This is a genomic window from Compostibacillus humi (assembly GCF_014637175.1).
GTDB lineage: Bacteria > Bacillota > Bacilli > Bacillales > Amphibacillaceae > Oceanobacillus > Oceanobacillus humi.
In genome coordinates, this window is record NZ_BMEV01000005.1 from 50210 (window position 1) to 74159 (window position 23950).

Here is a 23950-nt window from a genome sequence, read left to right on the forward strand (position 1 = left end):
AGCATATTGGAAACGAATGATATAATGAACTAACAAAATTTGCGGACAGACCGGTGAAAGAAGAGGGGAAATGTAAGATGGGGTATGATTGGAAAACATGTCCGACTGACATAAAAACATTTATTGAACATCTGAATAAAGGGATAAAGGAAATTTTAACGGACAATTACGTTGGTTTTTATATCCATGGTTCTTTAGCTATGGGCGGGTTTCATCCGAAAAGCAGTGATATTGATGTTTTGGTAATTACGAACAAACCGATAGAAAATAAAGATAGGACAAATTTAGCCCTGCTTCTGTTAAAACATTCAAATTCTCCTTACCCGATTGAAATAAGTTTCCTGAATACTGCTCAATTACAGCATTGGCAGCATCCATGTCCATTCGATTTCCATTATAGCGAGTGTTGGAGGGAACGGTTCGAAAAAGACTTGATGAATGGTAATTTTCCGTTAACAAATGGTGAAACAGATACAGATACAGATTTAGCTGCACATTTAACGATTACATATCATCGAGGCATTTGTATAGAAGGTAAAGCGATTAAAGACGTATTTCCGGCAATTCCAAAGTCAGATTATTTATCGTCCATATTGGCTGACTATCGGGAGTGTTTAGAGAACATCTCCGAAGACCCGATCTATTGTTCTTTAAACTTAATAAGGGTATTTAGGTACCTGAAAAAAGGGGTAATATCATCAAAAATAGAGGCTGGCCAATGGGGGCTTAAAACTTTTCCACAAGAATTAAGAAATACAATTGGCAAAGTGGTCGATTGTTATCAAAACGGAAACGACGCAAATACGTTCACAATCGCTGAGTTGGTCTTATTAAAGCATTACGTATCGGACAATGTTCAAAAAATTATTAAACAGGAGTAACTGGGTTTTGAAAATAAGCGTAAATCTTAAATGATCCTATTACTGTAAAAGTATGGAACAAATCCCAATTTTGTAAAATAATCAGAAATCATCTATAATGAAAAAACGGAAAGATTATTGACGAATCAGGCGGATTTGTCTTTATTGATTGGAAACCGGGAGGGATGGAAATGATAAAAAGTTTAAAGGATACCGTGACGTTAAATAACGGCGTGACGATGCCTGGTTTTGGTTTTGGCGTGTACAAATTGGAAAACGGCCGGGAAACTGCAGAAATGGTAAAAACTGCGATCCAATATAGCTATCGTTTGATCGATACGGCCGCATTATACGAAAATGAAGAAGGGGTCGGCGAAGGAATTCGGGAATCCGGAGTTCCCCGGGAGGAAGTTTTTGTCACAACGAAGCTTTGGAACGACCAGCACGGCTACGATAATGCCTTAAAGGCCTTTGACGAAAGCCTGAAGAAACTGAACATGGATTATGTAGACCTTTATTTGATTCATTGGCCGGTGACCGGAAAGTTTATAGAAACGTGGAAAGCGTTGGAAAAATTGTACGACGAAGGTTTGGTGCGCGCCATTGGGGTGAGCAATTTCCACATTCATCATTTGGAAAGCCTGTTTGCCGATGCTAACGTCAAACCGGCGGTAAACCAGGTGGAATACCATCCCCATTTAACCCAGGAAAACCTCAGAGCTTTTTGCCAGAAGGAAAACATTCAAATGGAAGCCTGGTCGCCGCTGAAAAAAGGGCGCTTGCTTGATCATCCTCTTCTTCTTGACATTGGGAAAAAATACGGGAAATCCCCGGCTCAAGTAATTTTGCGCTGGACAGTGCAAAATAGCGTTATTCCGATACCAAAATCGAGCAAACCGGAGCGAATCAGGGAAAATGCCGCTATTTTCGATTTTTCCTTGACGGATGGGGAAATGAAGGAGATCAGTGCGCTAAATCTAAACGAACGCAGCGGTCCCGACCCGGATACTTTTGTCTAACGGAAAAGTGCGGAACATGCACTTTTCCGTTTTTTATTGTTGTCATCGGCGGCAGGCGACTGGGCTTTTAGCGAACTTTCGGGAGATACACTGGTAGTACTTTTTAAATAAAGCATAAACAAATTAAGACTTTATGTAATAGTCAGAAAATAGTATAATTTTAGAAAGAAAGGAGGGATGAGATGGAAGAGTATGCCCTTTCGGCGGGTACGATTTTTTGGCTGTTCGTTCCGATGCTTCTCATTATTCTCTTATCGGGAGTCTCATTATTCAAAAAGGGGTGATCGTTTAAATGGAAACGTTAATTACGTTTATCGTCTATTTGGCCGGTATGCTTGCCATCGGAATTTACGGGTTTAGGAAAACGAGCAACATCGCCGACTATTTCCTCGGCGGGAGAAAGTTAGGGCCGGGTGTCGCTGCGTTAAGTGCCGGTGCATCCGATATGAGCGGCTGGCTGCTTCTCGGACTCCCTGGAGCGATTTATGCTTTCGGTCTTGTGGAAGCGTGGATTGCTGTCGGGTTATCGATTGGAGCGTATTTAAACTGGCAACTTGTCGCGAAAAGGCTCCGGACGTACACAGAATTATCCAATGATTCCATTACCATTCCGGACTTTTTTGAAAACCGTTTCAAAGACAACACCCATATTCTCCGTACTGTTTCTGCCCTTGTCATCTTATTTTTCTTCACAATTTATACGGCTTCCGGAATGACGGCCGGTGCAAAATTATTCAGTTCATCCTTCGACCTTACGTATACCCAAGGATTATGGATTGGTGCCATCGTCATTATTGCCTACACCTTTTTAGGCGGGTTTATTGCCGTAAGCTGGACGGACTTTATTCAAGGTATTTTAATGTTATTAGCTCTAATTATTTTACCGGTTGTGGCCATCAGTGAAATAGGCGGCTGGCAGGAAACGCTAAATATCGTCGGCCAGGCGAGCGAAGGACATCTGCAAATGGTGGCGGGTGTCAGTGCGATGGTCATTATTTCCAACTTGGCCTGGGGACTTGGTTACTTTGGCCAGCCCCATATTATCGTCCGTTTTATGGGAATCCGCTCCCATAAAGAAGTGCCAAAAGCCCGGTTTATCGGCATGACGTGGATGGTTCTCGGATTGTACGGTGCCATTTTCGTCGGGTTTATCGGTTTTGCTCTTGCGCAAACAGGTGCCCTTACGCTAGGGGACGGGGAAGAAGTGTTTATCTTAATGTCCCAAGTGCTCACCCATCCGGTTGTTGCCGGCGTACTCCTGGCAGCCATTTTGTCGGCGATTATGAGTACGGTCGACTCCCAGCTGCTCGTTTCTTCCTCGGCGCTGGCAGAGGACTTTTATAAAGGCATTTTCCGAAAAAATGCATCCAATAAAGAATTATTGTTTGTTTCCCGGCTGTCGATTTTAGTTATTGCTGTGATTGCCCTGATTATCGGCAGCAATCCGGAAAATACAGTGCTTGGTCTTGTCAGCTACGCCTGGGCCGGATTTGGCGCATCTTTCGGTCCGTTAATTTTATTGTCTCTGTTCTGGAAACGGATTACGGCTATCGGCGCCATGGCCGGCATGATTGCCGGGGCGGTAACTGTCGTCATTTGGGGAAATATGAGCGGCGGTATTTTCGATTTATATGAAATTGTGCCAGGCTTTTTATTGAACTTAATTTTAGCCGTCGTTGTCAGCCTCTTTACGAAAGTTAAACCGGAAATGGAAGAGGAATTTGAACGAGCAAGGCAAATGGCGGAAAGCTGAGTTGTTTGAAATCCGCTTCTTCCCAGGAAGGAGCGGATGTTTATATGGATTGGGAAAATTATGATATGATTTAGTCACACAACGTCATTGCGGGAGGGATTTTGGTGATAACTAGTTTGCAGGATAGAGTGCAATTACATAACGGAGTAACCATGCCTGGCTTTGGCCTCGGGGTGTATAAAGTAGAAAACGGCAAGACGACGATCGAATCGGTGCGGGCAGCCATCGAGCATGGCTACCGGCTTATCGATACTGCTTCTTATTATGAAAACGAAGAAGGGGTCGGCATCGGGGTAAAAGAGTCGGGCGTTCCGCGGGAAGAGCTGTTCATCACTACGAAAGTGTGGAACGACCAGCACGGGTACGACAATACGCTCCGAGCCTTCGATGACAGCCTGAAAAAGCTCGGTATGGATTATGTTGATTTGTATTTAATTCACTGGCCGGTAACGGGAAAGTTTCCGGAAACGTGGAAAGCGCTGGAAAGGCTGTATGATGAAGGGGTTGTACGGGCAATTGGGGTGAGCAACTTTCACGTTCATCATTTGGAAAAATTGTTTGTCCGCGCCAACGAGAAGCCGGTGGTGAATCAGGTGGAATGCCACCCACACTTAACCCAGGAAGAACTGAGAGCTTTTTGCGAAAAGGAAAACATCCAAATGGAAGCTTGGTCCCCGCTGAAAAAGGCGCGTATTCTCGATCTGCCGCTATTCGTGGAACTCGGGGAAAAATACGGCAAAACACCTGCCCAAATTATTTTGCGCTGGCACGTGCAAAACAACATTATTCCGATTCCAAAGTCAACGAAGCCGTAGCGCATTAAGGAAAATGCGGATATTTTCGATTTTTCCTTAACGGAAGCGGAAATGGAACAAATCAGCGGATTGAATATCAACGACCGGTGCGGATCCAACCCGGATACCTTTGTATAAAAGCGGAACGGAGAAATGCGAAAGCAGCATTTCTCCGTTTTTTTGATGCTGTAGTGCGCGGGAACGCTGAAAACTTTTTTGGTGCGTTACAAAAAACGGGAGAAGCGCTGAAATAAATGGAAGAGCGCTGAAATGATGTTGAAAATCGCTGAAAACTGCAGAAGCGCTGAAAAATTTTTAAGAGAGTTAGAAAAAACGGAAGAACCGCCGAAAAATATTGAGGACCGTCGAAATATTTCGCATTATCGCCGAAATATGCAGGACCGCTGAAAAATTTTTAAGAGAGTTAGAAAAAACGGAAGAAGCGCTGAAAAAATATTGAGGACCGCCGAAAAATTTCGCAATATCGCTGAAATACGCCGGAGCGCTGAAAAAATTTTGAGAGAGTTAGAAAAAACGGAAGAAGCGCTGAAAAAATATTGAGGACCGCCGAAAAATTTCGCAATATCGCTGAAATACGCCGGAGCGCTGAAAAAATTTTGAGAGAGTTAGAAAAAACGGAAGAACCGCTGAAAAAATATTGAGGAACGCCGAAATATTTCGCAACACCGCCGAAATACGCAGGACCGCTGAAAAAATTTTGAGAGAGTTAGAAAAAACGGAAGAAGCGCCGAAAAATTTTGAGGAAAGCCGAAATATTTCGCATTATCGCCGAAATATGCAGGAACGCTGAAAAATTTTAAAGAGAGTTAGAAAAAACGGAAGAAGCGCTGAAAAAATATTGAGGAACGCCGAAATATTTCGCATTATCGCTGAAAACTGCAGAAGCGCTGAAAAATTTTTAAGAGAGTTAGAAAAAACGGAAGAAGCGCCGAAAAATGTTGAGGACCGCCGAAATATTTCGCATTATCGCCGAAATATGCAGGACCGCTGAAAAAAATTTATGATAGTTAGAAAAAACGGAAGAACCGCCGAAAAATATTGAGGACCGCCGAAATATTTCGCAATATCGCTGAAATACGCAGGACCGCTGAAAAATTTTAAGAGAGTTAGAAAAAACGGAAGAACCGCTGAAAAAATATTGAGGACCGCCGAAAAATTTCGCAATATCGCTGAAATACGCAGGACCGCTGAAAAATTTTTAAGAGAGTTAGAAAAAACGGTAGAACCGCCGAAAAAATATTGAGGACCGCCGAAAAATTCCCCCAAACCGCCGAAATACGCCGGACCGCCGAAAAATTTTTATGAACGCTCGAAAAAACGTGAGGACCGCCGAAAAATATTGAGGACCGCTGAAATATTTCGCAATATCGCTGAAATACGCCGGAGCGCTTAAAAAATTTTAAGAGAGTTAGAAAAAACGGAAGAACCACTGAAAAAATATTGAGGACCGTCGAAATATTTCGCATTATCGCCGAAATATGCAGGACCGCCGAAAAAATTTTAAGAGAGTTAGAAAAAACGGAAGAAGCGCCGAAAAATGTTGAGGACTGCCGAAAAATTTCGCAATATCGCTGAAATACGCCGGAGCGCTGAAAAATTTTTATGAACGCTCGAAAAAACGGGAGGACCGCCGAAATAATTAAATACGCGCCGAAATCCTGCTGCCAACCGCCGATTTCCGAAAAACATTCTATCGTATTTCCCATAAGAAAAATAAACGGCAGAATCCATACGGAAATTCCAGGGACAAACTGCCGAGGTTCAGTAAACCAAACATACTAGCGGGCTAGCCCCGGAATAAGATAGCGAGCCCGAGCAACAGCGTGATAAAAATAAGTCCCGTTCCGTTTCAGCCTAACTCTGAAACTAAATCAAACAAACTTCCATGCTGTGCCCCAAGCGGCATCAATCAACGTACTTAACGGATGATGCTCCCCTTCCTTATTTCTCCGTTTTTCGTCATCACGCAAATCCCCAAGCATCCTCCGGTAAAACAACCCGAGTCAACAACCGATAGGCACAAGTTACAAAATACTTTACAATAGATGGAGAGGATTGTCATGAAAAAGGGGAAAACAGATGAAAAAACGGGGAATCGTTCTTGCATTTTTTACTGCCATTCTTTTAACCGGCTGCATGAATCCGTCTTACGTTCATGTCGTGGAAGATATGTACCGGGCGGCGGTGAGCGAGGATTGGGAACGGGCAGCTTCTTATTTCTCCAAGGAGTTTTTCGCGGAACGGGAGCCGATGGAACAATTTTTGGAAGAAATAGCGTGGGCTGTGAGAGAAATGGAAGGCGCAGACATGATGAATTCCCGCGAACTGAAGCGCAAACAAATTAGCAATGAACTGACCGAAGAGCTCGATGAACAATATGGGGAAAATTGGCGTCTCGTTGTCAGTCAAAGTGTAGACGATACGGTCATGCTCTGGGTCGTGCAAAAGGGAGCGGACCAATATTATATTGCTGACGGAAAACAGATTTCTGCAAAAGTGTATCGGGAAGAGGTGCTTATCGGGAAAAAGCTCCATTGATAATTGCCCTAAAATCTGGAAACAATGGAAAGAGTTTGAGTTAATTGCATGACACAGGAAACAAGCCTATGTCATAATAAAAGAAAATGATACAGATGGGAGATACATTGATGAAAGTAAAAATTAACCGCAATGCAGCCAAAGAATTAAAGAAAATGCTGGAAACGGAAGAAGCACAGGGAAAAATGATCCGCATTTTTGTAACCCACATGCACGGAGACCACGCCCACTACGGCATCGATTTCGATACGCCGAAAGAGCATGATGAAATCGTAAAAACGGATAAAGGCATTGATATTCTTTTAGATACACGGGAAGAATTTCTTGACGGCATTTGGATTCAATACTTTTATGTCGACAACGAAGGATTTGTCATTACGAATCCATCCAAAGGCGGCCATCACCACCATTAATCCGGGGACCATACACCCCGGCGACCATTAAATTGCAGTGCAAACAATGAACCCACACCAGGAAAGGTAGTGGGTTTTTTCGCAACATAAATTCCCTGAATTTTCCTTAAATTGCAAATGACCGAATTTTCCCGGCCAGGAAAATTTACAAAAGTCGATAGGAGGCGAAGTACATGCTGGCGCTTGATATCCCGTATCGGGATAAAATTATCGAAGCAATTGTGGAAAACCCGAACTACTGTATAGTTGCCGTGGATGCGGAAGGGTACGTCACGTTTTTAAGCAAGACGTACTGTGAATTTTTGGAAACGACGCTGGAGGAATCCCTGGGCAAGCACGTCACCGAGGTCATTGAAAACACAAGGATGCATATCGTCGTAAAAACGGGAAAAGAGGAAATTGCCGATTTGCAGTACATCCGGGGCAATTATATGATCGCTAGCCGGATTCCCGTTTGGGTCGAAGGAAAAGTAATCGGTGCAGTCGGCTTCGTCCTGTACCGGGATACGAAGGAATGGCAGGAGATGAACAGCCATATCCGGGCATTGCTGCAGCAGCTGGAACATTTCCGCAAACAGTTAAGGGTCAAACACGGCATCACGTACACGATTCACGATATTGTCGGGAACTCCCGGGAAATCCAGCTTTTAAAGGAAAAAATTAAAAAAATCGCCCCGAGTGACGTCTCTGTCTTAATCCGGGGAGAAAGCGGCACAGGGAAAGAGCTGTTCGCCCATAGCATTCATCATTTAAGCGACCGGAGCAACAAACCTTTCGTTTCCATTAACTGCGCTTCCATCCCGGAACATTTATTGGAGTCGGAGCTGTTTGGCTATGAGGAAGGGGCGTTTACCGGAGCGAAAAAGGGCGGAAAGCCGGGGAAATTCCAGCTGGCCCACGGAGGGACGCTCTTTCTTGATGAAATCGGCGACATGCCGTTAAGCGCCCAAGTGAAAATCTTGCGGGTACTTCAGGAGGGAGAAGTACAGCCTGTCGGCAGCACGGAAACCCAAAAGGTCGATGTGCGGATCATCGCGGCGACCAATCAGCCGCTCGAAAAATTAATTGAAGAAAATAAGTTCCGGAAAGATTTATTTTACCGGATTAATGTCGTCCAGCTCACCGTTCCGCCTCTCCGGGAAAGACGGAAGGACATCCGGATTCTCGCCAAATACTTTTTGCATAAAGTTTCGGTACGGGTAGGAAAACGGGTCGTGGATTTAGATGAAGAAGTAATTGAGAAATTTTTACAGTATTCCTGGCCGGGCAATATTCGCGAACTGGAAAATTTAATCGAAGCGACTGTCCATTTAACGAATAAGGAGCGGATTGGACTGAAAGATTTGCCGGATTACTTTTCCTTCGATGACGGGGAAGAGGAATATAGCGGCACGTTAAAGGAAGTCGTAGAGAAGGCGGAAAAACAGGCGATCCTGCAGGCGCTCAGAAAAACGAACGGCGACAAATTGGAGGCGGCGAAACTGTTAGGCATCGGGAAATCGAGCTTTTACGAAAAAATGAAAAAATATGAGGTGGAGTAACCCGCTTTCCGCATTGCCGGAATATTTTCCGGAAAAATGGAAGGCGCAAAACGTTAGTAACGAAAGGCCTGCTCTTCTTTCAACCTAATGTTCCAGAATTATGGAATATTAGGTTTTTATTTTTTTGGCAAAAGACAGGCAAATACAGACTTTGACAATTTTGTGACATTGGCATAAAATTTGCAGAATAAAGGCAAAGGAGGTGGACGGAGCAGGAAGTGCGTTTTATTTATTGAAAACGGTTGCAAGCTAAGGTATGGACATCCATGATGGCAGAAATATAGGGGAGGAATGGGAATTGGTGAAAGATAAAGTTGTATTTGTAACAGGGGCAGCAAGCGGAATTGGCTATCAGGTTGCGTTGGAGTTTGCAAAGAACGGGGCGAAGGTAGCCTTTACCGATGTCAATGAAGAAAAACTCCAGGCCGCAGTAAAAGATTTGCAGGAGCAAGGCTACGACTGTATCGGCATTAAATGCGATGTCACATCGGAGGAGGATATTCAGCAGGCGATTAACGAGACGGTGGAAAAATACGGCCGGTTGGACGTGCTGTTTAATAACGCGGGCCTGCAGCACGTTTCCAATATTGAAGATTTTCCTACCGAAAAATTTGAATTCATGTTAAAGGTGATGCTTGTCGGGCCGTTCATTGCCATTAAACATGCATTCCCGATCATGAAAAAGCAAGGGTTTGGCCGGATTATTAACATGGCATCGATCAACGGCTTAATCGGTTTTGCTGGAAAATCGGCTTACAACAGTGCGAAGCATGGGATTATCGGTTTGACGAAAGTAGCGGCACTGGAAGCAGCAGACCATGGCATTACGGTAAACGCCATTTGCCCGGGATATGTAGATACGCCGCTTGTAAGAGGACAATTTGATGATTTGGCAAAAACCCGGAACGTGCCGGTGGAAAACGTATTGGAAGAAGTGCTTTACCCGCTCGTTCCGCAAAAACGGCTGCTGGCAGTACAGGAAATTGCCGATTACGCTTTATTTTTAGCTAGTGAGAAGGCAAAAGGGGTGACCGGCCAGGCAGTCGTCATCGATGGGGGATATACGGCGCAGTAATGTGCTGCGCTGGCTGTTGTCAATTCGTATAGGGACGAAGAAAAATGAAAGTTTCGTTTAACACTACAGACGGAACAAAGGGGGAATACAATGCTTGGCATTATTTTAGGTTTAATCGTGCTCATGGTGCTAGCCTACTTAGGCTGGTCCATCATCTGGGTTGCGCCGGTAGCTGCAGGGGTCGTTGCCCTGACCGGCGGCTTGGACTTGCTTGAAGCGTATACCGATACGTACATGAGCGGTTTTGTCAACTTTGCCAAACAATGGTTTCCGGTATTTATGCTGAGTGCCGTGTTTGGTAAATTAATGGAAGAAACTGGCATGGCGAAATCCATTGCCATTTCCTTATCACGAATGATGGGGAAAGAACGGGCGGTATTGGGCGTGCTCTTATCCTGCGCCGTTCTGACCTATGGCGGAATCAGCCTATTCGTCGTCGTTTTTGCGGTATATCCGTTGGCTCTTTCCATGTTCCGGGAAGCAAACATTAGCAGAAAATTGATTCCTGGAACGGTAGCCCTTGGCGCTTTTACCTTTACGATGACTGCCCTGCCGGGAACGCCGCAAATTCAAAACTTGATTCCGATCCAATATTTTGAAACTTCCCCAACCTCAGCACCGATTATGGGGATGGTTGCAGCGCTAATTATGGGCGTTGGCGGGTATTTTTATTTGAAATGGCGGCAAAAGAAACTCGCCGAACAGGGAGAAGTATTCGATGAACCGAAGGATAACAATGCGCTGAAAATTGAAGGGGACAACCCGCATGTTCTCTTATCAATCCTTCCGTTAATCACGGTTCTCGCAACATTAAATTTGTTGGATTGGCATATTATCGTCGCCCTTATCGCTGGTATTCTTTTAATTCTGATTCTTAATATCCACCGAATTAAAGGATTTGTCAAAGCAATTAACACCGGGGCAATTGGTTCAGTAACCGCAATTATTAATACGAGTGCGGCGGTCGGATTCGGTACCGTCGTTCAGGCTGTTCCCGGCTTTAACCGGTTAACGGAAATTTTACTCGGCATTCCGGGAAACCCGCTTATTTCGGAAGCTTTGGCGGTAAACCTGCTTGCAGGGGCAACCGGATCCGCCTCCGGGGGAATGGGGATTGCCTTGGAAGCCCTCGGGGCAAAGTATTATCAGGTTGCGATGGATACAGGCGTTAGTGTAGACGCTTTCCACCGAATCGCATCCCTCGCATCCGGCGGATTGGATACGCTGCCGCATAATGGAGCAGTGCTTACGCTGTTAACGATTACCGGCATGTCCCATAAAGACAGTTATAAAGATATTGCAGTCGTGTCCCTCGGCATTCCGGTTATTGCGACGATTGCAGCGATTATCCTTGCTTCCTTCGGCATATATTAATGGCTGCTTAAAGGATTGGCATGAAGGAGAGAGTCTCACCGAATGGTGGGGCTCTTTTGTTTTGGGACAAAAGCGGTGAAGATTTAGACTCCTTACAAAAATCGACAAATATTTCCCGGGGAATGATTTTCCTTGACACTGAGCACCACATTCAACAAAATTCGGGAATCTCCCTGCCCCTAACGCACTTTCGACAAATAATGACACGATTCAGCCTTGAACCCGTTTCGACAACCGGCCGACCGCGGGAGGCACTTTGATGGTATTTTGTTTTCCGTACTTGCATAGGATGTATAAACCGCTTCATAGATGGAGGGAGACAGATGGATATACTAGATAAGGTGAAGCGTTATCGTGAAGAAGAAGAGCGATTAAGATGGGAAGGTACTTTTGCGGAATATTTGGAACTGTTAAAAGAGAAACCGCACATCGCCCAGTCCGCCCATTCCCGTGTATATAATATGATAAAAGATGCCGGTATAGAAGTAACCGATGGCAGGAAAAAATATAAGTTTTTTGAAAAAGAAATATTTGGCTTAGAAGATGCATTGGAAAAATTGGTCGAAGAATATTTTCACCCGGCTGCGAAACGGCTTGACGTGCGCAAGCGGATTTTGCTGCTCATGGGTCCGGTCAGCGGGGGAAAATCAACGATCGTCAGCATGTTAAAACGGGGACTGGAGGAATATTCCCGCACCGATGCGGGGGCGGTGTATGCGATTAAAGGCTGCCCGATGCACGAAGACCCGCTCCATTTAATTCCGCACCATTTGCGGGAAGACTTTTACAAGGAATACGGCATACGCATTGAAGGAAGCTTGTCGCCGCTAAACACGATGCGGCTGGAACAGGAATATGGCGGCCGGATTGAAGATGTCTTGGTCGAACGGATTTTCTTTTCCGAGGACAAACGGGTGGGCATCGGCACCTTTAGTCCGTCAGATCCGAAATCCCAGGACATTGCCGACTTAACGGGAAGCATCGACTTTTCCACCATTGCTGAATACGGTTCGGAATCGGACCCGCGGGCATACCGGTTTGACGGGGAGTTAAACAAGGCGAACCGCGGCATGATGGAGTTCCAGGAAATTTTAAAATCCGACGAAAAATTCCTCTGGCATTTACTCTCCCTCACCCAGGAAGGGAATTTTAAAGCCGGAAGATTCGCCCTCATTTCTGCGGATGAACTGATTGTGGCGCACACAAACGAGGCGGAATACCGCTCCTTTATCGCCAATAAGAAAAATGAAGCACTGCATTCCCGGATTATCGTCATGCCGATACCGTATAATTTGCGGGTCAGTGAAGAGGAACGGATTTATGAAAAAATGATTAAGTCCAGCGATATGGCCCATGTTCATATTGCCCCCCACGCCTTAAAAGTAGCAGCCATTTTCTCCGTATTAACCCGGCTGAAAGAGTCGAAAAAACAGGGCGTCGACCTTTTGAAAAAACTGCGTCTGTACAATGACGAAAGTGTCGAAGGGTTTAACGATGTCGACGTGGAAGAGCTGAAAAAGGAATTCCCGGATGAAGGAATGACAGGTATTGACCCCCGCTACGTCATCAACCGGATTTCCTCTGCCATTATCCGGAAAGAAGTGCCGGCAATCAACGCGCTGGATGTGCTCCGGTCGCTGAAAGACGGGCTGGATCAGCATCCGTCCATTACAAAGGAAGATAAGGAGAAATATTTAAACTATATTTCGATCGCGCGGAAAGAATATGATGAAATTGCGAAAAAGGAAGTACAGAAAGCGTTCGTTTATTCTTATGAAGAATCGGCAAAAACACTGCTGGACAATTACTTAGATAATGTGGAGGCATATTGCAACCGGAATAAAATCCGGGATCCGCTCACGGGAGAAGAAATGAACCCGGACGAAAAGTTAATGCGCTCCATTGAGGAACAGATTGGCATCTCAGAAAATGCGAAAAAAGCGTTTCGCGAAGAAATTTTAATTCGCATTTCCGCCTTTGCCCGCAAAGGCAAACGGTTTGATTATAATTCCCACGAAAGACTGCGAGAGGCAATTCAAAAGAAACTGTTTGCCGACTTAAAAGACGTGGTGAAAATTACGACTTCATCGAAAACACCAGACGAATCCCAGCTGAAGAAAATTAACCAAGTCATCGCCCGGCTCATCGACGAATATGGATACAACTCCGTTTCTGCCAATGAATTGCTCCGCTATGTCGGAAGTCTATTAAACAGATAAAAAACTGAAAACAAGGCTAGCGTTCTCTGGCCTTGTTTTTTATTTTTATGCCGCCGAAAACGCCAGTGCAATCCCCTGCAGCACGGAAGCTTGACTATTTTTGATAAATTTTGCAAAGTATGCAATTACTTGACAGAGAGTGCATAAAATAGATAAAAGAATTTCAGTCGGAATAGATTTAAACAAATAAGACTGAAAATTCTAACGAAAGGAGAGGGAAGAATGTCAGATCAACACAATTTTGTTGTCTCCAAAGAAGACTGGTCTCTCCATCGTAAAGGTTACCAAGATCAAATGCGTCATATGGAAAAAGTAAAAGAAGCGATTAAAAATAATCTGCCTGATTTAATTACGGAAGAAAGTATCATTATGTCGGACGGACGGGACGTCGTGAAAATCCCGATTCGTTCCCTTGATGAATACAAAATCCGCTACAATTACAACAAAAACAAACATGTCGGCCAAGGCGATGGAGATAGCCAGGTGGGCGATGTCGTTGCCAGGGAACCCGCATCCGGAAGAGGGCAGGGGCAAGGCCAAGGTAAGCAGGCAGGCGATCAGCCGGGAATTGACTATTACGAAGCAGAAATCTCCATCGAAGAAATCGAAGAATCCCTGTTTGAAGACTTGGAGCTGCCGAATTTGCAGGAAAAGGAACAGGATCAGATTATTACCGAGAAATACGAATTTAACGATGTCCGCAAAAAAGGGCTGATGGGCAATATCGATAAGAAACGAACGATTCTATCCGCCCTGAAACGGAATGCGGCGAAAGGAAAACCGTCCATCACCCCGATTTACAACGAAGATTTGCGGTTTAAAACGTGGAATGAAGTCGTGAAACCTGAATCGAAAGCGGTCGTACTGGCGATGATGGACACGAGTGCATCGATGGGAACGTTTGAAAAGTATATGGCAAGAAGCTTCTTCTTTTGGATGACCCGGTTTTTGCGGACGAAATACGAAACCGTCGATATTGAATTTATCGCCCACCATACGGAGGCAAAAGTCGTATCGGAGGATGAATTTTTCAACCGGGGAGAAAGCGGCGGAACGATCTGCTCATCTGCTTATTTAAAAGCATTGGAACTCATTGAAGATAAATATAATCCTCATCGTTTCAACATTTATCCGTTCCACTTTTCCGACGGGGAAAACATTACTTCCGACAACAGCAAATGCATCCAGCTGGTCAATGAAATTATGGACGTTTCCGCCATGTTTGGCTATGGCGAAGTGAACGGCTATAACCGATACTCTACGTTAATGAATGCATACCGGCATATCGACAACCCGAAATTCAGGTACTACGTGCTGAAAGAAAAACGGGACGTCTACAACGCGATGAAAACCTTTTTCTATAAAGAAGAAGCCAGTTAAAGAAAAGGCGGTGCCAGTCGAGCACCGTTTTTTATTTGTCTTTTTCAAGGAGCAAATTTTTTTAACTATGATACACTGAAACTGGAAAAATTTAAGAGAGGAACAGAAAGAAAATGACCCAATATGTTTATCTCGCTTCGCCAGTAAAATTGCCCGTTGGAAGCTTCGGCTTAAATCCTGTGTCTCCCGACCGGCCCAACGTTTTTCAAACCGAATTGGATTTCGTTCACTTATATTTTGAGAACAACTATGACAGCAATCTGAAACGGAGATTTTCTTACAGCTCCCATTTTTCATACAAACATCAGGCAGCCGTATCTTCCAATTATCTTCCATTAAGCAATCAGATTCGCGGAACGGCGGAAGAAGAGAAATGTTTGCGCTTGCTTTATGCTTATATGGAAAATGCCATCCAAGCGAGCGGCGTACTTGAATATTTTACATCGTGGAACGGAGAAGAGGACATGCCCATTGCGAAAAAAAGGACAATATATTGGTCAGACGTGAAAACTCCTTATGACTTAGTCCTGGACGACCGGGAATTTTTGGAGATTTTCCTCTGGGAATAAAACGAGCGGAAACGTTTGTTAAATTCTGACTGAAAAAACATGAAACTTTAACAAGTCAAAAAATTGTTGTATGATGAAGAAAATCTGGCAAACGTGGAGGTATGGCCGATGTATGTCATTCGGGAAATCGAAGAAAAAGATAATGCGAGAATCGAACAAATTATAAAACAGTCTTTGGAGGATGTCGGATTAAACATACCGGGGACGTCTTATGTGGACCCGCAGCTCGGAAATTTAACCCAATATTACGCTGAGCTGCCAAATGCCAAATATTGGGTGGCGGAAAATGAGGAAGGGGAAGTCGTCGGCGGTGTCGGAATCGCTCCATTGGCCAAACAGGAAGGGGTTTGCGAACTGCAAAAGCTGTACATCACACCGGAAACCCGGGGGAACGGCCTGTCCCATCAGCTTATGGAAGCGGCATTGGCGTTTGCCAAAAAGCATTATGCCTATTGTTATTTAGATACGTTCGAGAAACTGTATGTCGCCAACTTGTTATATGAAAAATACGGTTTTGAAGAGCTGGAACAGCCGCTGGAAGGGACAGAGCATAACGCCTGCGACAAATGGTTTATGAAAAAATTATCGTAAAGAAAAAGGGATGGGGAAGTACGTTTTATAGCCATGCAAAACGGACCGAACCGTCCCTTTTTTAATTCACTGCCTCCTGCCCTCGGCCGTTTACGATAAGAAAAAGGACTCGAGGGAAATAAAGACTCCAATTGCCATGCATAGATAGCCGCCCGGTTTTTGCCCTTTCTGCAATTCACCAATGCCGATGACAAGCAGAAGCAGTCCTAGGAAAAACAGCATCAGCGGCTGGAAGGAAAAATTTTCGGTAATGAGTCCGTAGCCAGCAAGCAGTATGACAATGACACTGATAATCGCTCTTATAATTTTCAAACCCGGATGCTGTTTATATTCCGGGTCGGAGCGGTACTTCCTGAAGGTTAGTAAAATAATGACGATGACAAATCCGATGAAGATCCACATAAACATCCTCCTTATTTTTTGCCGGAAAAATTTTATGGCACAAGTTCGATGTTCCTTGTTAAGAGCAATATAACGACGATGGCCCAAAAGATAAAAAATGACGAGGAAAGGATGAAAGAAATCACAGGCAGGATATTTTTCTCCGTTTTCTTTATTATACCGATCAATGAAAGCACCATTCCCGTGCCAGTCAGGAAAAAGGTGATGTAATCTCCGGTCACATTTCCAATATTGGCAATCCTTGTCGGTGTTACGAACACGATAAAGAAGCAAATGATTCCGATGGTTAATGCAACATAGCTGATCATGCCGTGTTTCTTTTGCTGTGTCACTTTTGTTTTCATGGAACGCCCCCTTTTATTTAATGATAGCATGGACGTGAAAGAATGCAAAACACACGTCTTCGGGAGAGAACGAAAATGGTTGTATCACCAAAAAAGTTTCAGCTCATGATAACCGCATTAATAAGGCCTGCGAAAATTCTCCTATCTTCGCGTTTTATCCGCTGTACTTCCTTCTCCAATTCATCCAGCCGTTTATGGATCCGATAAAACATCGGCAGGTAGCGAATCTAATAATGAAATCCAGCCCATCAGAATTCCGCTCCTAATAGATTACTATTTTTTAGTAAAAGAGTTATGCTTCCCCGTTCATCCTGCAAAAAAAAAGCAAAAGACTTACGGCAAACAGAAGTAAGGCCGTTTGTATCAGGACGTATATCGCATTTTCAAAGGCTGCAAGTTTCCGTTGTTTCTTCGTTTTGTCCAAATGCCGGAAGTAAAAGGCCGAACTGATGATGAATATTGAGACAGATATTGCCCGCAAAATATCGGCAATTGCTTCCAAATCTATTGTTCCTCTTTCTATTAACTAGATTTCTATTCCCAATAACAGATTTGCAGTTTATTCCCGTCCAAATCGTATACGTCAAAAAACGCATTATCCCCATCATGCTGCAGCTGGCTCAATTTTACATCTTTATTTTTTAACGTGTCAAAAACTTGTTCAATATCTTTTGCATAAAAAATCGGGTAAACCGAGAAAGCGGATGAATTTCTATAGCCTTCTTCAATCGTTAAAGGCACGGTGCTCTTTCCAATCGTTAAAATCCGATAATTTTCGCCTCGGAAAAACTCTTGAAATCCGAGGACTTCCTGATACCAGCGGCTTGCTTCTTCCACATTGCGGACGGTTAAGCAAATCGTATCGATTCTTTCTACTAAACTCATTCCGAAACACTCCTTTGTTGCTTTTTCGCTTCAAAGGTGATCGTTTGGTCTGCCAATGTCGGATACTCGCCGTATCGATAATCCGCTGAAATGACAATATGTTGAAACCCAACCTTTTCCAAAAGCATGCGAAATTCTTCCACCCCATACCAGCGGAGGGGGAATCGTTCCAGTTCCGTCTGAATCAGGGAGCCGTTCCGCCATTTTTCATAACGGTGGTGGGAGACGGTGTACTGTTGAATATAATCCACTTCCGCGATGGTTGTTTCCAATGTAATCAAGTCGCCGTTCTTCGTTTCCCACGAACGGGCAGAACGGTTGCCGACAGCCACATCCGGCTGCAGGAAAATATCGATGATCAGCCTTCCGCCGTTATCGAGATGGCGATAAAAGTTTTCCAAAGCTTGAAGGGAATCTTCCCGCTGGTGCAGCAACAGGAAGGTCCCCGTAGGCACGATAATCGCTTCGTATTTCTTATCGATAGAAAAAGACTCCATTTTTCCGATAAATAACGTCGGGTGCAGATTCCTTTCTTCACAATTGTGCTGGCAGATAGATAGCATTTCTTCGGAGACATCGAATCCGTCCACGTTCAAGCCCTTTTCCAGCAGGGGAATGAGGATGCGGCCGGTGCCGACACCGGGCTCTAAAATATCGCCGTTGCAATCTGCGAGTCTCTCCGAATAAAATTCCACATCGCCAAATGTTGTTCCAATCGGCTTGTCCAAATCATACACTTCCGAGGACAGTTTGCTGTAATAACTGAACATGAATACCCCTCCATCTTCAAAAAATTGACCCGTTTACAGCCGGGCTGCCACTTTCTCGCCGATTTTATGGCTGAAGAGAAATAACGGGATAAAGAGAATGAGGATAACGATAGAACTGAGCAGCGTATTCACGTGCCATAACCCGGCGATTGCAGTGTAATAAAAGAACAGCACATAATAGGGAATAATGAGCAATACCGTCGTCCAAAGTCCAGGGGTATAACAGCGCAAATATAGCGCCTGCAATGGGTGGGTAAAAATGTTAACTGCAAAAATCAGGTTGATTCCTAGGAATAAGAAAAATTTTCCGTACCACATCGTCCACGCTAAGAGAACAGATACCATTGCAGAAAGGATAAATACAACGACAGCGAACCGGGCGGCGGTCATATCCTGCATCTTGTCGATTTCCTTCTGAATTCCCGCGGGAATCCGCTTCTTCACCCGCGGATACGTTTTTTTCATCCAGCTTTCGACTGTGATAATCTCTTCCAAATTATGCAGCATAAAGATCATGAGAAACCGAATAGAAAAAAAGTACATTTCCATCCCCTTGGTTTTAATTGTCAGCTCTTGTCTTTAATACATCAAAACTTTTCTTGCAAATTGCGAAAATTTAAGCCTTTTTTCCGAATACGGAAGAAATAACGTATGCAATGGATGCAGCCAGGAAGGAAATCACAAAAGAAACCGCCGTTGAGGAATTGGTTTGAAGCACCGTTTCCTGGGAGAGGTCTGTGTTTGTATGCCAAAATTCCTCCGCGTTCGGAGTGTACATCCATGTCAGAATCATTCCGGTCAATACGTGAAATAACCAAAACAGCAATATAAAACTGACAGAAAAAAATATATATCTTTTCACAAAAAAACCTCCTTATTTTTTCCTGCGAAAGCAATAGGGGAAAGATTCAAAAAAATAGTTTCATATTGAAACAAATGGAGCTAGTCTGCCGTAAGCATATTACACAACTGGAGGTGATCCTATGCCGTTATGGCTGTTGCTGCTGATTTTCTGTGGCGGATTGCTAATTTTCGGTGTCCTATTCGACTGGGCAGCGAAGAAAAAGAACATACAAACCGATTTTTCCGAAGGTGCCAAATATGCCAGCGAAGAGGAAAGGATATATATAGAAAAAGCATTGGACGATGCCAAGCAGCAAATAAGGAACGATTATGACTGGCAGTAGTTCTTACGGAAACAAGAAATGGGGATATTATTCCTCCCCGTCCCTTTGATAAAATTGATAAAGCATAAACATTGCAGCGGCTAAACCGATCGCTAAGAAAATGCTTCCTGCTGCCTGGAAGTTGCGAATATAATTTTCCATTCGAAGCATGTATGTATCTGTATCCGTGAAGCCGCCCTGGCTCAAAAGCCAATTTGATGCCATGCTTTCTCCAAAACGGACACTAAAAAATAACAAGATTATACCGATAACGGCGATTACACAGCTTAAAATAATGAAGTTTTTTAATTGCTCTTTTTTCATATGATTCCCTGCTTTCCTCGCATATTGCTATATCTTATCGCTAGTTTCATAGGCCAATGCCGTCTATCCGTCCTTCCCGTCCCGTTTCCCGTGGCCTGCTTTCTAATCACCCCTAGTTTCCACGATGTTTTTCGAGCATTTCCTTTAAGTATTCCTCTGATTTTCCTTTAGGAATGGTCAAAGATTTCCACTCTTTTCCTTTGATTTGCTTTCCGATAAAAACAATTTGGCCGATATGATAGGCGTAATGGGCAACTTGTCTTTCAATGGCATCGATTACCGTATGGCTTTCGCCGCGGATATAGATTTCTTTTAATAAATCTTCTTCCGTCAGCTGGCCGATTGTGTTAAAGAGGGTATTCCAGCCTTTTTCCCAGAGGGCGATCATTTCTTCTTTGGATCTAATCGTATCCACAAATTCCTCTTCCCGGTTCCGGTCCGGTTTTTCCCCGTCTGTCGTAAAAATATCTGTCCACCGGGATACCATATTGCCGCTTACATGTTTTACGATGACCGCTACGCAGTTTGTTTGGGCGTTGTATGTCCAGTGAATGTCTTCTTCTGTCAATTGCTCGAAGGTTCAGTCTCCTAAGTCTTTGATCGTTAGAAATCGTTTTTGGACTGCTCTTAGATATTCGTTGCCTACAGACATCGTATTCTCCTTCCAATTAAGAATCGAAGCAGTTATTAATTGCCATTGTCAATTTCCTTAACAACAGTCATCAAATGCTTTTTTATTGTATTCACCCGAAAGGAAAAATAATCCTCCTTTTCCAGGAATCGTTTTTCTAAGGAATGGGGGAAAAGTGCCGCCATGGAGCCAATGCAAGTAGTTATAAGGCGGTCACCCGGTCAAACGGCACCGATTTTCCGTTAATCAAAATATCAATCATCTCCAACTCCGGGTCTAACGTCAATTTATAGACATAGGGTTTCTCTTCGTCATCCTCTTCCTGACCGGTTACTTCCAATTGTATTATTAACATTTCCCCTTCCGTTTCCAGGCGGGGAGTAACGGTTCCGCTGGAAAAGTAAACAATATAGGCAATGTCATCTCCTTCGTTTATCATCTGAAGGGTATCGTCCGGGGTAATGTTTTCTAGCACTTCATCCGGAACAATTTCCAATTCGCTAATGCTTAGAGCAGCATCATTGCAGGCGGTGATCATCAAAGCTGAAAGCAGCAGCAAACTTAGCAATTTTTTCATCGGGTGCAACTTCCTTTCAAAAAACCGGCACTTTTTTGACGGTTAGCAAATGGCCGTCGGCAAGCAGCAGCTGTCTTAGGTGCAGCAGCCGTTTCTCCTTTTCCTTTACTCCTGACTGTTTAACAGATTGGCGATTTGAACGGTGTATACGTTATACGGTGCGGTATGATGATGAATATATTGTAATAAATCCTCCAGCTCCCAATCTTCTTCCAGCCCATTGAAAATTTCAAACTGAACCGGAACGTCGAATCCGGGGATGTGGAGATTTGTCCTGGATAGATGTATCGAAATCGGGCCGTCCCAAGGCTTCATTATTTGGTCCGAGGCTAGATAATAGCAGAAAGTCATCTCATCTCTCTATTCTGCATCGTACATTACTCAAATCATACCATAATATGGAAAAAGTGTAAATTCACAAATTTTCTCGAAAATTATATAAATTCTGCTGGCAAATTAATTCCAACAAAAGCAATGTCCCGAATTGGGGGGCTTTAATCCGCAAATAAGCAGGAATTTGCTGATTTTTCGAGAATAGAAATGCATGCGGAAAAGTAAAAGCGAACAGAAGGTGAACTTGGTGAACCGCAAGCTGATTATTTTGGACATTGTCTGTTTTGTAGTGCTGCCCCTTGTCATTTGGAATTATGGCCGGGTATTTTTCAGCGATTATATTGCCATGCTCCTATCCACCGTACCCGGCTTTATGTATACGATTTACCGCTTTCGCGTGGAGCGGCAGTTTCATATTACCGGACTGTTTATTATCACTTCATTATTTATCGGGACGACCGTTGACCTGTTGTCCGGTTCGGCGGAGCGGATGCTTTGGAACCAAATTTATCTCGGGTTGTTTTATGTCGTTGTCCATTTCATTGCCCTAGTGATTCGTCGTCCGTTTGCGTTATATTTTGCCGTCGATTTTGTCTATTTGCAGGGACATCCGCGGGAAGAAACGAAAAGGCTGTTTTACCAGAAAGGCATTTTTATGTGGTTTCAAATGATCCAATTGTTGTTTGTCATTCGCGGGCTTTTCATGGCGGGCTTAAATACGTGGCTATTGAAAACTTACGGGGTCGACGGATATAACCAAATGATCATCTATCGGCAAATCGCCGGCTGGTTTTTTGGCCTGCTCGTAGCCGGAATGTATATTTATATCAATGTGCCGGTGCGGAAATATTTTCAGAAGCAAGATGCAAAAACAAGGGAAAAGGCGGAACAAATTTGACTTTTCGTTATAGAATGGAGTGAATTAGTTTTGGTTTCAATGGCGAAAAAAGATGACCTTTCAGTGCAGGTCATCTAATCGGTCTCCTTCGCTTCTTCATCAAGCTTTGTAATCAGCACTTTATCCACACGAAACTGGTCCATGTCAACGATTTCCAGTTCCAGATTTTCAATGGCAACCTTATCTTTCACTTTTGGTATTGAACCGATTTGTGTCGTCAGGAATCCCCCAAGGGTATGGTAATTTTTCCGGTCATTGAGGATGTCGGTATTTTCCAGATCGAAATATCGTAAAAATTCATCGATAGGGAGGAGTCCGTCGGCGAGCCAGGAATTTTCATTCCGCTGGACAATATGCGGTTCGCTTGTCTCTCCAGCTTCCGGCATGTCCCCGACAATGTTTTCCATAATGTCGTGCAAGGTGACAAATCCTTCGATTCCGCCATATTCATCGATGACGATTGCTTCATGATGGCCGGACTTTTTCAGCGCTTCCAGTGCCTGAAATACTTTCATCGGTTCCGGGAGTACGAGTGTATCTTTAATATGGTCGGCCAGTCTCACCTTTTTTCCGGCGACGATTTTGGAGAAGACGTCTTTGGAACGGATAATGCCTTGAAAATTGTCAAGACTTCCTTTTCCGACAGGGAATTTCGAGTAAATGCTTTCGTTCATTAATTTAATGTTTTCTTCCAGCGGGTCTTCGACATCGATCCAGACGAGCTGGGTCCTGGGGGTGAGAATATCGCCGAGGCGCTTATCTCCCAAGTAGAAAATTTGTTCCACGAGATCATGCTCAATCTCTTCCACGACTCCGCTGTATACCCCTTGTTCAATCATTTGGGTAATTTCTTCTTCCGTAATATCCGGTTCGGTATTCGGCTTTACCCGCAGCATTTTCAAAACGAACTCCGTCGATTTGGTCAAAATCCAGATGAGGGGCTTGCCGATTTTCGAGAAATAATACATCGGCTTGGCAATGATGCAAGCCATTTTTTCCGGATTGCCCATGCCAATCCGTTTTGGAACGAGCTCTCCGATAATTAACGATAAATATGTAGACAGGCCAACGACGATAGCAAAGCTAAGCTGATAGCTGATCGGCGCGAGCATTTCGATTTTTCCCACGTATTCTGCCAGCTGTCCGGCAATCGTCGCTCCGCCGAACGCCCCGGTAATAACCCCGATTAACGTGATGCCGATTTGAATTGTGGAAAGGAGCTGGTTCGGGTTTTCGGCGAGTTTTAACGCATAATTCGCCCGGGAGTCCCCGTCTTCCTTCATTTTTTCCAATCGGCCTTTTTTCGCGGTGACGATGGCAATTTCCGTCATGGCGAAAATCCCGTTGGCAATGATCAGGATGAAAATAATCAGAATAGAAGTCCATATACTATCCAAAAAGCAGTTCACCGTACCTTTATGACATATTTTTTAGGAGCATCCCTAATACCTTTATTATACCTAATTGCCTCCG

Annotated in this window: 26 protein-coding genes and 1 pseudogene; 15 read left to right on the forward strand and 12 right to left on the reverse strand. The window is 44.0% G+C overall.

Annotated features, from left to right (window positions below; translation table 11 throughout):
- Nucleotides 1-77 precede the first annotated feature (77 nt).
- The 13 genes and pseudogenes from IEV18_RS02245 (at nt 78) to IEV18_RS02305 (ending at nt 16147) form a co-directional block, all read left to right on the forward strand.
- Nucleotides 78-881: an aminoglycoside adenylyltransferase domain-containing protein gene (locus tag IEV18_RS02245; RefSeq protein WP_188390746.1), complete on the forward strand. Its 804-nt coding sequence runs from the start codon at nt 78-80 to the stop codon at nt 879-881.
- A gap of 170 nt (nt 882-1051) precedes the next feature.
- Nucleotides 1052-1879, forward strand: coding sequence for an aldo/keto reductase (locus IEV18_RS02250; protein WP_188390747.1), 828 nt, complete (start codon nt 1052-1054; stop codon nt 1877-1879).
- Between the two features lie 292 nt (nt 1880-2171).
- Complete coding sequence (gene putP / locus IEV18_RS02255; RefSeq protein WP_188390748.1) at nt 2172-3632, forward strand: sodium/proline symporter PutP; 1461 nt, start codon at nt 2172-2174, stop codon at nt 3630-3632.
- A 107-nt stretch (nt 3633-3739) separates the two neighbouring features.
- Nucleotides 3740-4564, forward strand: a pseudogene (locus IEV18_RS02260) (aldo/keto reductase).
- Nucleotides 4565-6526: 1962 nt separating this feature from the next.
- Nucleotides 6527-6985, forward strand: a complete 459-nt coding sequence (locus IEV18_RS02265) for a hypothetical protein (protein ID WP_188390749.1) — start codon at nt 6527-6529, stop codon at nt 6983-6985.
- 110 nt (nt 6986-7095) lie between these two features.
- The gene (locus tag IEV18_RS02270) at nt 7096-7398 is read left to right on the forward strand and encodes an iron-sulfur cluster assembly accessory protein (protein WP_188390750.1); all 303 of its coding nucleotides are present in this window, start codon (nt 7096-7098) and stop codon (nt 7396-7398) included.
- Between the two features lie 173 nt (nt 7399-7571).
- Entirely contained in the window at nt 7572-8939 is a 1368-nt protein-coding gene (locus IEV18_RS02275; protein ID WP_188390751.1) for a sigma-54 interaction domain-containing protein, read from the forward strand.
- Nucleotides 8940-9237: 298 nt separating this feature from the next.
- On the forward strand, nt 9238-10014 hold the full coding sequence (locus tag IEV18_RS02280) for a 3-hydroxybutyrate dehydrogenase (protein WP_188390752.1): 777 nt from the start codon (nt 9238-9240) through the stop codon (nt 10012-10014).
- 90 nt (nt 10015-10104) lie between these two features.
- Nucleotides 10105-11388, forward strand: a complete 1284-nt coding sequence (locus tag IEV18_RS02285) for a GntP family permease (protein WP_188390753.1) — start codon at nt 10105-10107, stop codon at nt 11386-11388.
- A 323-nt stretch (nt 11389-11711) separates the two neighbouring features.
- Complete coding sequence (locus tag IEV18_RS02290) at nt 11712-13607, forward strand: PrkA family serine protein kinase (protein ID WP_188390754.1); 1896 nt, start codon at nt 11712-11714, stop codon at nt 13605-13607.
- 222 nt (nt 13608-13829) lie between these two features.
- Nucleotides 13830-14987 carry a sporulation protein YhbH gene (gene yhbH / locus IEV18_RS02295; RefSeq protein ID WP_188390755.1) on the forward strand — a complete coding sequence of 386 codons (1158 nt, stop codon included), beginning with the start codon at nt 13830-13832 and terminating at the stop codon, nt 14985-14987.
- Between the two features lie 113 nt (nt 14988-15100).
- Nucleotides 15101-15556 (forward strand): hypothetical protein, encoded by a 456-nt coding sequence (locus tag IEV18_RS02300; RefSeq protein ID WP_188390756.1) that lies wholly within the window; start codon nt 15101-15103, stop codon nt 15554-15556.
- Nucleotides 15557-15664: 108 nt separating this feature from the next.
- Nucleotides 15665-16147, forward strand: a complete 483-nt coding sequence (locus IEV18_RS02305) for a GNAT family N-acetyltransferase (protein ID WP_188390757.1) — start codon at nt 15665-15667, stop codon at nt 16145-16147.
- Between the two features lie 90 nt (nt 16148-16237).
- Here the strand turns inward: IEV18_RS02305 and IEV18_RS02310 are convergent, their stop codons facing one another.
- From IEV18_RS02310 to IEV18_RS02340, 7 genes are all read right to left on the reverse strand, one after another.
- Nucleotides 16238-16549 (reverse strand): DUF3953 domain-containing protein, encoded by a 312-nt coding sequence (locus tag IEV18_RS02310; protein WP_188390758.1) that lies wholly within the window; start codon nt 16547-16549, stop codon nt 16238-16240.
- A 32-nt stretch (nt 16550-16581) separates the two neighbouring features.
- Entirely contained in the window at nt 16582-16893 is a 312-nt protein-coding gene (locus IEV18_RS02315; protein WP_188390759.1) for a hypothetical protein, read from the reverse strand.
- A 292-nt stretch (nt 16894-17185) separates the two neighbouring features.
- A complete protein-coding gene (locus IEV18_RS02320) occupies nt 17186-17395 on the reverse strand; it encodes a hypothetical protein (RefSeq protein ID WP_188390760.1) in 210 nt (69 codons plus the stop codon).
- Between the two features lie 32 nt (nt 17396-17427).
- Nucleotides 17428-17778, reverse strand: a complete 351-nt coding sequence (locus tag IEV18_RS02325) for a VOC family protein (protein ID WP_188390761.1) — start codon at nt 17776-17778, stop codon at nt 17428-17430.
- Nucleotides 17775-18548, reverse strand: a complete 774-nt coding sequence (locus IEV18_RS02330) for a class I SAM-dependent methyltransferase (RefSeq protein ID WP_188390762.1) — start codon at nt 18546-18548, stop codon at nt 17775-17777. Before IEV18_RS02330 ends, IEV18_RS02325 begins: the two co-directional genes overlap by 4 nt.
- A 33-nt stretch (nt 18549-18581) precedes the next feature.
- On the reverse strand, nt 18582-19091 hold the full coding sequence (locus IEV18_RS02335; RefSeq protein WP_229733515.1) for an HXXEE domain-containing protein: 510 nt from the start codon (nt 19089-19091) through the stop codon (nt 18582-18584).
- Nucleotides 19092-19164: 73 nt separating this feature from the next.
- Nucleotides 19165-19410: a hypothetical protein gene (locus tag IEV18_RS02340; RefSeq protein ID WP_188390764.1), complete on the reverse strand. Its 246-nt coding sequence runs from the start codon at nt 19408-19410 to the stop codon at nt 19165-19167.
- 121 nt (nt 19411-19531) lie between these two features.
- Here IEV18_RS02340 and IEV18_RS02345 point away from each other — a divergent pair, with 121 nt between their 5' ends.
- On the forward strand, nt 19532-19735 hold the full coding sequence (locus IEV18_RS02345) for a hypothetical protein (protein WP_188390765.1): 204 nt from the start codon (nt 19532-19534) through the stop codon (nt 19733-19735).
- 27 nt (nt 19736-19762) lie between these two features.
- Here the strand turns inward: IEV18_RS02345 and IEV18_RS02350 are convergent, their stop codons facing one another.
- From IEV18_RS02350 to IEV18_RS02365, 4 genes are all read right to left on the reverse strand, one after another.
- Nucleotides 19763-20038: a hypothetical protein gene (locus IEV18_RS02350; protein ID WP_188390766.1), complete on the reverse strand. Its 276-nt coding sequence runs from the start codon at nt 20036-20038 to the stop codon at nt 19763-19765.
- A 112-nt stretch (nt 20039-20150) separates the two neighbouring features.
- Nucleotides 20151-20606, reverse strand: a complete 456-nt coding sequence (locus IEV18_RS02355; protein WP_308421530.1) for a DUF1572 family protein — start codon at nt 20604-20606, stop codon at nt 20151-20153.
- Between the two features lie 265 nt (nt 20607-20871).
- Nucleotides 20872-21246: a hypothetical protein gene (locus tag IEV18_RS02360; RefSeq protein ID WP_188390767.1), complete on the reverse strand. Its 375-nt coding sequence runs from the start codon at nt 21244-21246 to the stop codon at nt 20872-20874.
- Nucleotides 21247-21351: 105 nt separating this feature from the next.
- Nucleotides 21352-21597, reverse strand: coding sequence for a hypothetical protein (locus IEV18_RS02365; protein WP_188390768.1), 246 nt, complete (start codon nt 21595-21597; stop codon nt 21352-21354).
- 193 nt (nt 21598-21790) lie between these two features.
- Between IEV18_RS02365 and IEV18_RS02370 the strand changes: the two genes are divergently transcribed.
- Entirely contained in the window at nt 21791-22477 is a 687-nt protein-coding gene (locus tag IEV18_RS02370) for a VC0807 family protein (protein WP_229733516.1), read from the forward strand.
- 74 nt (nt 22478-22551) lie between these two features.
- Here the strand turns inward: IEV18_RS02370 and IEV18_RS02375 are convergent, their stop codons facing one another.
- The gene (locus IEV18_RS02375) at nt 22552-23874 is read right to left on the reverse strand and encodes a hemolysin family protein (RefSeq protein ID WP_188390769.1); all 1323 of its coding nucleotides are present in this window, start codon (nt 23872-23874) and stop codon (nt 22552-22554) included.
- Nucleotides 23875-23950 lie beyond the last annotated feature (76 nt).